Source organism: uncultured Campylobacter sp., assembly GCF_938031315.1.
Taxonomy (GTDB): domain Bacteria; phylum Campylobacterota; class Campylobacteria; order Campylobacterales; family Campylobacteraceae; genus Campylobacter_B.
Genome location: NZ_CALHHT010000146.1, coordinates 1 through 8883, shown reverse-complemented (window position 1 = coordinate 8883; position 8883 = coordinate 1). Strand labels below are relative to the sequence as shown.

Below are 8883 nucleotides of genomic sequence, written 5' to 3'. Positions count from 1 at the left end.
TTTGGGGCGGGAAGGGGAGCGACCTCGCAATTCAAGCCCCCTTCCCGCCCCAAGATTACGATATCACGAGCTAAAATTTAAACGGAATTTTATAAGGTAAAGCGACGCTTTAAATTTAAGTTGTAAATTTATCAGTTAAATTCCAAAAAATTTATGCATATTTATGTTGACGTTGTGTGCCATACATGACCAGTAAGGGGGGCGGCGCTCGGAGTTAGCGGGGCGCTCCCCTACCACCCCCATCCGCGCGACGCTAGCGGTGCAGGCTACTCCTGTGTTTAATTCTAATGGAACAAACAAGCGTAAAATTCCGCGTGTCGTATTCAAGCTATATTAAAATTTAACGCGAGCTGAAAGCTCGCCCCTTGAGCGTGCCAGGGGTTAGGGGATTTTAAGGGAGAAGGGGAGCGCCTCGCAAAACGAGCGTAGCGACGCAAGGCTTAGCCTGGCGGCGTTTCTTGCGAGCGCAGCGAAGCAGAGTAAGTAGCGCCCCTTTCCCCTTAAGAGAAAACGCCGCCACGACCTAAATTCTAGATGCAAAATTCTACATAGAGAAATTTCAAATTTATTATAAGATGAAATTCTATTTTGTAAATTGTTACAAAATTTTATGATATAGCCTAGCGCTTGGGTGCATTATGCGCAATATTCGTAAGGGGGCGGCGCTCGGAGTTGCGAGGCGCGCCCGCCCCCTTACCAACTCCCACCCGCGCGACGCTAGCGGGGCGAGCTACGCTCGCGTTAAATTTAAACTGCGGACTGCGTCCGCGCTTATTTTACATTGCGGCTACGCCGCATGAAGTTTTAGCGAAAAGCCAAGTTACAAATTCTGCGGCGAAATTCTATGTCTAAATCATTCGCGCTGGCGTCTAAAGCGAAAAGGCCTTTGAGCCTAAGCCTAAAGCGAGACGACCTTTGAGCCGAAGCCCCCTTCTGCGGGCGTGCCGTCGCGAAACCCCTTGACGCTTGGGTGCGATTTTAAAAACTCCTTGACCGCGAACGCGAGCTTGCCCGTGCCGATGCCGTGCTTGACGATGATCTCATCAAAGCCCATCACGAGGCTTTGGCTGATAAATTTATCAAGCCTGCTGATCGCTTCCTCGGCGCGCAAGCCGTGCAGATCGAGCACGAGCGATGCAGAGGTGGGCTTTTGCACCTTGATGCTGATGTTTTTTACGGGCGCGGGCGCCGCGCCGCTGCGCTTTAGCTCGCTAAGCGGCACGCGCAGCCTGATGCCGTCGCTTAGCATCAGCGCCTGGGTTTTGCTAAGCGATAAAATTTCGCCCTTGATCTTGCCGTATTTGACGCGATCGCCCACCTTGAAGCTTTGCGGCTCGGGCGTGCTGAGTTCGGGCTGCTGCACGGCCCGTGCGAGCTCGTTTGCGCGGTTTATGGCGCGCTGCTTTTCACGCACGTCGCTTAGGCTCACGCTGCGTTTGGCCTCCGAAATGGCGCGGTAGTATTCGTTTTGCAGCCTTGAAAGCTCCGCCTTCAGCTCGCTTTGCGCGCGCTCGCGCTGATCTTTTAGCGCCTCGCTCAACGCGTCTAATTTCTCCTCTTTTTGCTGCGTTTGGGCTAGTTTTTGTTTTAGCTCAAGCTCTAAATTTATCGCTTTTGAGATCGCTTCGTTTAAATTTTCTTTGCTCTCGCCGTAGTTTTTGCGCGCCGCGGCGATCAAATTTTGCGCTATGCCGTAGCGCAGCGCGGTTTCAAAGGCGTAGGATTTGCCGATCGTGCCCTTTAAAAACTCATATTTCGGCGCGCTGTTTTTCTCGTCGTAAAGCGCCGCCAGCAGCTCCACGCGCGGATCCTTCGCTAGTAGCATCGCCAGGCGCTTGTGATGCGTGGTGATGATCATTTTTACATCGCCGCTTATCAGCTGCTCGATCATCGCGCCGTATAGGCTCGCAGCCTCCTCAAAATCGGTACCCAGCTCGATCTCATCGACGCCGATTAGAATTTCTTTGCGCCCGAAAAGCTTGCTAAAGGCAACCATCCTGCCTGCAAAGGTCGAGATGTCGTTTTTGGAGTTTTGCGGATCCTCCATTATGAGCTCGAACTCTTTAAAGGTGCCGATGCGGCTGAGGCTTGCGCGAATAGGCATCGGAAGGAGGTACTTAGCTAGCAGCGCCGCGCTTAGAATGCTTTTTAAAAGCATCGATTTTCCGCCCGCATTCACGCCGGTGATGAGTAGAATTTTGCCGCTAAATTCCACGCTCACGCGCTTTGGATTTTTAAGCGCGGGGTGGGCGAAGCTATCTAGGACGATGTCGCGCGAGGGCTCAGGCAGGACGAACTCATAATCGCTCGCTCTTGCCATCGCGGCGCGCGCAATCAGCGCATCGATCGCGTCGAAGGCGGCGTTTATAAATTTCAGAAAAGCTAAATTCTTATTGAAAACCGCGCTGATCTGCTTGCAGTGCTCGAAAACGATCTGCTCCTTTTTATCCAAAATCGCGCTTTGAGCGGATTTCAGAGCCGCGATCGCGTCTGGAAGCACGTAAAAATAGCCTCCGCTTGAGCGCGCTACGACGCTGCCTTTTAGCACGTGATTAAAGCCGCCGCGTACCAGCAGAGCCTCGGTGTCGCTTATGTAGTGGATCTGCGTGTCGGCGAGATAGGGCGAAAGGGCTTTGGAATAGATCAGCCTTTTTAGCGTCTGCTCGATCTCGCCCTTTTTTATCTTAAACGCTTCATTTAGCGCGCCGAAGCGCTCGTCTATCGCGTCGCGAAAGCCGCCCTGATCGTCGAAATAATCCTTTAATTGCGCGATGGGCGCAGGAATTTCGATCTTTGCAAGCCAAGCGGCGAGTTTGCCCTCAAAAGGCTGCTTTTTGAGATACAGAAAATATCGGACGATCTTGCTGAATTCGTAAATTTCGCTGATATGAAGCACGCCGTGCTTGCAGATGCGCATCAGCGCGTCGTCTAGGTTTGCAACGCTTTCGCACTGCGCGAGATCAAATTTCGTAAGCTCCGAAATTTTTTCAAAATTTAGCTTGCTATCGCCGCTTAAAAACAGCGGCTTTTCGCGCGCCAAAAAGCTTTTAAATTTGGCTAGATACTCGCTCAAATCGAGGCGCGTAAAAAGTTCGTCACTGATCATAAACGCACTCTTTGATTTTATAAGTTTTACCCTTAAACTCCGCGCCCGCGCTTTTTTTGGCGATGAAAGCGCCCAGCGAAAAGGAGTAGGTGAAGCTCTCTCGCGTTACGATCTGCGCGGAGCCTTGCTCTTTGTCTGCGGCAAAATTTTGCGTAGTTTTAGAATTTTGAGCGGAGCTTTGAGGATCGGAGATTTGCGTGTCGCTTTGTCGCATGGAATTTTGTGGCGCGAGGCTCTGCGTATCGTTCTGCTGCGTAGAATTTTGCGAAGTAGGGCTTTGTGCGGAATTTTGCCCGCTCGAGACGGCGCCGTTTACTTGCGCGGCGGAAGCCTGCTCGTTCGTTTGAGCAGTGGAGCTTTGTGTGGCAGAAGCGGTCTTGTCCTGCTCTTTTAAATTTGCTTCATCCGCTTGCGAGCTTAAATTTTTCGCATCCGAGCCGCGCGTTTCAGAAGCGGAATTTATCGCGCCGCCGCATCTTAATCTGGCGCCTGCATTAAATTTAAACACCATCTCCTCCTCAAGCTTGGCGGAGCGCTCGCTCGCGCTTTCATAAAAATACGCCCCCGCGCACAGCAGCACGATCAGCGCCGTGGCGATGATTTTAGCCCTTTTGCTTAAAATTTCGTCCCGCACGAAAAAGATCGCCGCGATAAATAAAAATGCGAAAATAAATATTAAAAATCTCAAATTTTATCCTTGTTCGTCCGCAGCGGAGTTTGTCTAATAAATTCGGCGAGAGTTTTCAAGTCTAAAATTCTCCGCGTAGCTGATAGGTGATGTCGCCTGCGCCAAATCCGATCACGAGCCCGTCGTTTATGATGTGGCGGACGCCGAAAATATCGCTAAATTCTATCTTTTCGCCGTTTCTAAAGACCCGCTCGGTAAATAGCGCGCCGAGCCCCTTAAACTCCTCTTTCAGATCGATGCCGTTGCTAGGCTCGCCCGCGGCATAAACGGGCAGCACCACGAGCTCTTCTACGCCCGCAAAGCACTCCTTAAAAGCGTTTAAATTCGCCTTAAGTCTGCTGAAGCGGTGCGGCTGAAAGATCGCCGTGATCTTGCTAAGCCCTAGCAAGCTAGCGTATTCGCGCGCGCTTTGCAGCGTCGCTCTGATCTCGGTGGGGTGGTGGCCGTAGTCGTCTATGAGCACGAAGTTTGGGGTAGCGCACAGGATGTCGAAGCGCTTTTTGATCCCTTTGTAATTTAGTAAATTTTTACGGATCTGCTCTAGCCCCGTCTCGCACGCAGCGGCTAGGATCGCTAGCGACGCGTCTATGGCGATGTGCCTTCCTAGCCCGTAAACCTCGAAGCGTCCGAGCTCTTTAAGATTAAAACTCATAAACGGCTGATGATCGCGTAGCAGCACCTTTAGATCCGTTATATCGCGCGAAGGAAAGAGCTTGATACAGCCGAGCTTGATGGAGCTTAAAAACTCATCCTCGGCGTTTATCACGCGGATCTTGGCGCGCTCCAAAAAGCCGCGATACGCCGCGTGAAATTTATCCAAATCGTTGTCGTAATGATCCATATGCTCGGGCTCGGCGTTGGTTACGACCGCGACGTAGGGGTTGGAATTTAAAAAGCTAGAATCGCTCTCGTCGGCTTCAAAGATGATGTTTTCGCTATTTTCATATTTCATATTCGAGCCGAACTGCTTGGAGATCGCGCCGATGATGACCGAGCCGTTTATCAGCGCCGAGGTTATCGCGCTCGTGGTGCTTTTGCCGTGCGCGCCGGCGACTGCGAAGACGCGCTTGTCTTTTAGCACGAAGGGCAGGGCCTCCTTGCGCGAGAGGCAGACGATCCCTTTTTTGCGCGCGGCTTGCAGCTCGACGTTGTCCTCTTTGATCGCGGCGGAGTAGATGACGATCTCCTGATCCTTGATCGCCGAAGCGTCGTGCGGCGTGATGATCTCCATACCGTCCGCTCTTAGCTTGTAAGTCGTCTCGCTCTCTTTGATATCAGAGCCTGAGATGATAAAATTTTTCTCGTGTAAAAATCTCGCTAATGCCGATATCCCTATGCCGCCGATGCCGATAAAATGAACCTTTTTCACCTTTGTCCTTAAATAATATAATAGATAATTACGTTTAAATTTTTAAATCCCGCGCCGGCGAAATTTAAAAATTTAAACCATTTCACGCCTTGAAATTTGCCTCTAAATTTTACGAGCTCGCCGCGTCGCGCAACCCCGTCTCGCTACTTTCGAAAGTGCTTTTAAAATTTAGCGATCTAAATTTGCCTTTAGAATTTCGCCTTTTAAAATTTGAGCGCTCGAAATTCCGCCTTGAAACGAGAGCGCTTAAATTTTACGGCTCAAACTCGCCGTTAAAACCTCGCGGCGAGCGGGACGTCGTTTGTCGTCGCGCCCACCCCATCGTTTCGCGCACCGAAGCCGCGTAAATTTTAATAAATTTCATCGCGCGCCGACTTTAAATTTAACGCCCGAAATTTCGCCGCTTGGGCTTTGCGGCTAAATCTATTCGCCGCTTTGCGCTTTAAATTTAGCCGATAAATTTACCCGCATAAATTTAAAATTTCATCGAAATTTTAAATTTCAGTGCGCCCGTTGATCGCCTTTATTAGCGAGAGCATATCGACGTTATCTAAACTCACGCCCGTAGGCACGCCCTGAGCGAGCTTGGTAAATTTCAAACCCAGATCCGCGAGCTTGTCCTCGACGTAAAGCATGATCCCGTCGGAGTTGATGCCCGGCGTCAGCGCAAATATCAGCTCGCTCGCGCCGTTTCGGCTCACCATCTCGCGCAGCGCCGCGATTTTATCTTCGTCAGCGGCGTCTAGCACGAAGTAGCGACCGTTGTAAATTTTATTACTCTCTAAAATAAAGATGTCTTTTGGATTTTCGACGATGCAAATTTTATCGCTTTCGCGCTCCTCGTCGGCGCAGTATTCGCAGATCTCGCCCTCGCATACCGCACCGCAGATGCGGCATCTGTGCAGTCCGCGCACCGCCTCTTCGATATTGTGCGCTAAATTTAGCCCTAGGAAGGAATTTTGCACACTTACGTAGTAGGCAAAGCGCAGGGCGGACTTTTTGCCCACGCCCGGAAGCTTTTCAAAGCTTGCGACGAGCTCTTCGAACCTGTCTCCGCCGCTCATATAGCGCCCTTCGGCGAAAAGACGATCGAGAAGTAGTGTGTGCCGTCGCTGTAATTGTACTCGAAGCGGAATTTGTGTAGCTCGCAAATTTTATCGATGATGTAAAGCCCAAGCCCCATGCCGGTGGCTTTCTCGTCTTTATTTCTGATAAAGGCTTGCTTGTAATGTTCGAATGATTTTGCAAGCGCCGCGCCGCGGTTGGCGACGCTTACTTTGTTTTCATCGCAGATGATGCGGACTTTTTTATCGCTGGAGTATTTTAGGGCGTTATCGATTAAATTTTTAATCGCCAGCGCAAATAGCCCGAAATCCACGTTTATCACCGCATCGCACTCGATATCCGTGCTAATGAGCTCGTCCCAATTATCGAGCATCGACATATCTTTTACTTGCTCTAAAATGAGGCTGAAATGATAATCCTGATAGTTGAGCGAGTAGCTTTTTGAGAGCAGTTGCTCGATTTTGGCAAATTCGTTGATTAAAATTTCAAGCCGCTCAAAAACGTTTACGAGTCGCACCTTTTGAGTCTCGTCCTCAAGCATCTCCGTAATGAGCCTGCCCTTGCCGATCGGGGTTTTGAGCTCGTGCATGATGGTGCGCAAAAACAGCTGGCGCGAGCGGATCAGCTCTTGAATTTTGGCAATCGCGTTGTTAAATTCCTGCGCGACCTGCCCGATCTCGTCCTCGCTATGCGTGGCGGCTAAATTTACGTCCAGGTTGCCCTGGGCGAATTTTTTGATATTTTTGCTTAGTTTTTTTAGCGGCGTGAAGCTCTTCATGATCGACAGATAAAGCGAAACTAAAACCGCGACGGTGAGGAAAAACCCAACCCAGAGTGGATCATTTAAATTTTTGGTGCCGATACTTTCAAAAACGACGATGAAGGAGTTGTTTTTGATATTTAAAAAGAGCGAGTTGTTATACTCGACCGAGCTAAACTCCCCGATCGAGGTGTCTTGGACGAAAAATTTCTTCCCGCTGGTGCCGATATTTTGGATAACGTTTTTATCTTTGACGAGCTCGAGTCCGAAATTTGAAAAATACTGCTCGATGTCGCTAGGCGGGGTGTTGCGTTTGTAAAGCTCAAGTAGATAATTTACCGCGTTTATCTGGTTCGCCTGCATCGCCCCCAGGGCTTTGCTCATCTGGATGCGCCCGAAAGTGATAAAAAGCGTGCATACCAGAATAAGCGCGATTACGAAAAATACGGTGATCTTCGTGATTAAGGAGTGTTTCATCCGATGAGCTTGTAGCCGATACCGCGAACCGAAAAGATATGCTTAGGCGCTTTGGAACTGTCGCCGATTTTGGTGCGTAGGCGTCCGATGATGACATCTAGGCTCTTTGAGTCCTTATCTTTTAGGCTCTTGCAATGGTATACGAGCTGCTCGCGAGATACCGAAAAGCTATGCTGCTTGATGAGGTATTCTAAAATTTCATACTCCGCAGGCGTTAACACGAGGGACTCCTCGCCGAAGTAAATTTCATGGCGCTTATCGTCGATGCGAAATACGCTATCCGTGGCGATTTCTTCCTTTTCGCTAGCTTTTTTGTAGCGGCGGATGAGGCTCATGATGCGCGCGTGCATCTCTTTTGGATCATAAGGCTTCGGTAGGTAATCGTCCGCGCCGATCTGAAGGCCTACAACGCGATCGCTCACGTCGCTTCTAGCCGAGCTGATGATGATCGGAATGTCGTATTTCTCGCGGATCTCTTTGCAGACTTCAAGTCCGTCCATCCCAGGAAGCGTAAGATCCAAAATAAGAAGATCGTAGTTTTTAATCCCTGCGCTAATGCCCAGATACGGGTCTTCGAAGTTTGTAACTTGGATGTTAAATTTAGCTAGATATTCGGTTAGAAGCTGTGCAAACTCGCTGTCGTCTTCTATCATCAATACATTTATCATTTTTTATCCTTTGCATCGTTGATTTGAAATTTTAAATATTGCATTATACATAAAAATAGTTAAGTCTTAACTTGCGTTTTATTAAATTTAGATAAAATTGCCCCTTTTGTATAGTTCAAGGAGAATTTCGTGGAAGAAGATTATTATGAAATTTTAGGCGTGGCGCGCGATGCCGACGCCGAGACGATAAAAAAGGCGTTTCGAAAGCTCGCTTTGGAATTTCATCCCGACCGCAACCAGGGCGACAAGGAATCGGAGGAGAAATTTAAAAAGATCAACGAAGCGTATCAAATTTTAAGCGACGATCAAAAGCGCAGGATGTATGATCGCTACGGCAAAGAGGGCATCAGCGGCGCATACGGCGGCGCGGGCGGCGGAGGATTTGATTTCAGCTCGATTTTCGGCGATTTTTTTGAGCAGGCATTCGGTGGAGGCGGTCGCTCACGCCCTAGTGATCCATACGGCATAGATACCGAACTGGCCGTAACGCTGGAGTTTAAAGAGGCTTTAGAGGGCGTTCACAAGGAAATAAAATATAAGATCAAAAAGCCGTGCTCCACCTGCGACGCCACCGGCTCGAAGGATAAAAAAAGACACACCTGCTCCGCTTGCGGCGGTACCGGGCGCGTCGCTGTAAGGCGCGGATATATGAGCTTTATCCAAAGCTGCTCCGAATGCGGCGGCACGGGCGAGATCGTAAAAGACAGGTGCAAGGATTGCGGCGGCAAGGGCTTTACCGAAGAGGACGTG

Annotated in this window: 8 protein-coding genes; 2 read left to right on the top strand and 6 right to left on the bottom strand. The window is 49.7% G+C overall.

The window, feature by feature from the left end:
* Positions 1-898: 898 nt before the first annotated feature.
* The 3 genes from Q0236_RS03990 to murC all read right to left on the bottom strand — a co-directional run bounded on the left by Q0236_RS03990 (position 899) and on the right by murC (position 5163).
* Positions 899-3106, bottom strand: coding sequence for an endonuclease MutS2 (locus Q0236_RS03990; protein ID WP_297915355.1), 2208 nt, complete (start codon positions 3104-3106; stop codon positions 899-901).
* Positions 3096-3794 carry a hypothetical protein gene (locus tag Q0236_RS03985; RefSeq protein WP_297915353.1) on the bottom strand — a complete coding sequence of 233 codons (699 nt, stop codon included), beginning with the start codon at positions 3792-3794 and terminating at the stop codon, positions 3096-3098. Before Q0236_RS03985 ends, Q0236_RS03990 begins: the two co-directional genes overlap by 11 nt.
* Positions 3795-3855: 61 nt before the next feature.
* Positions 3856-5163 (bottom strand): UDP-N-acetylmuramate--L-alanine ligase, encoded by a 1308-nt coding sequence (gene murC / locus Q0236_RS03980; RefSeq protein WP_005870158.1) that lies wholly within the window; start codon positions 5161-5163, stop codon positions 3856-3858.
* 89 nt (positions 5164-5252) lie between these two features.
* Between murC and Q0236_RS03975 the strand changes: the two genes are divergently transcribed.
* Positions 5253-5510: a hypothetical protein gene (locus tag Q0236_RS03975; protein WP_297915351.1), complete on the top strand. Its 258-nt coding sequence runs from the start codon at positions 5253-5255 to the stop codon at positions 5508-5510.
* Positions 5511-5657: 147 nt separating this feature from the next.
* On the opposite strand, the gene recR is transcribed toward Q0236_RS03975, so the two are convergent.
* Genes recR through Q0236_RS03960 form a run of 3 tightly spaced genes read right to left on the bottom strand, consistent with a single transcriptional unit; the run spans position 5658 to position 8133 of the window.
* Positions 5658-6227, bottom strand: a complete 570-nt coding sequence (recR, locus tag Q0236_RS03970; RefSeq protein WP_297915349.1) for a recombination mediator RecR — start codon at positions 6225-6227, stop codon at positions 5658-5660.
* Positions 6224-7465, bottom strand: coding sequence for an ArsS family sensor histidine kinase (locus Q0236_RS03965; protein ID WP_297915347.1), 1242 nt, complete (start codon positions 7463-7465; stop codon positions 6224-6226). Before Q0236_RS03965 ends, recR begins: the two co-directional genes overlap by 4 nt.
* Positions 7462-8133 (bottom strand): response regulator transcription factor, encoded by a 672-nt coding sequence (locus Q0236_RS03960; RefSeq protein WP_297915345.1) that lies wholly within the window; start codon positions 8131-8133, stop codon positions 7462-7464. The genes Q0236_RS03965 and Q0236_RS03960 overlap by 4 nt, the downstream gene beginning before the upstream one ends.
* A 129-nt stretch (positions 8134-8262) precedes the next feature.
* On the opposite strand from Q0236_RS03960, the gene Q0236_RS03955 reads away from it, so the two are divergent.
* A partial coding sequence (locus Q0236_RS03955; protein WP_297915343.1) for a DnaJ domain-containing protein occupies positions 8263-8883 on the top strand: 621 nt, incomplete at its 3' end.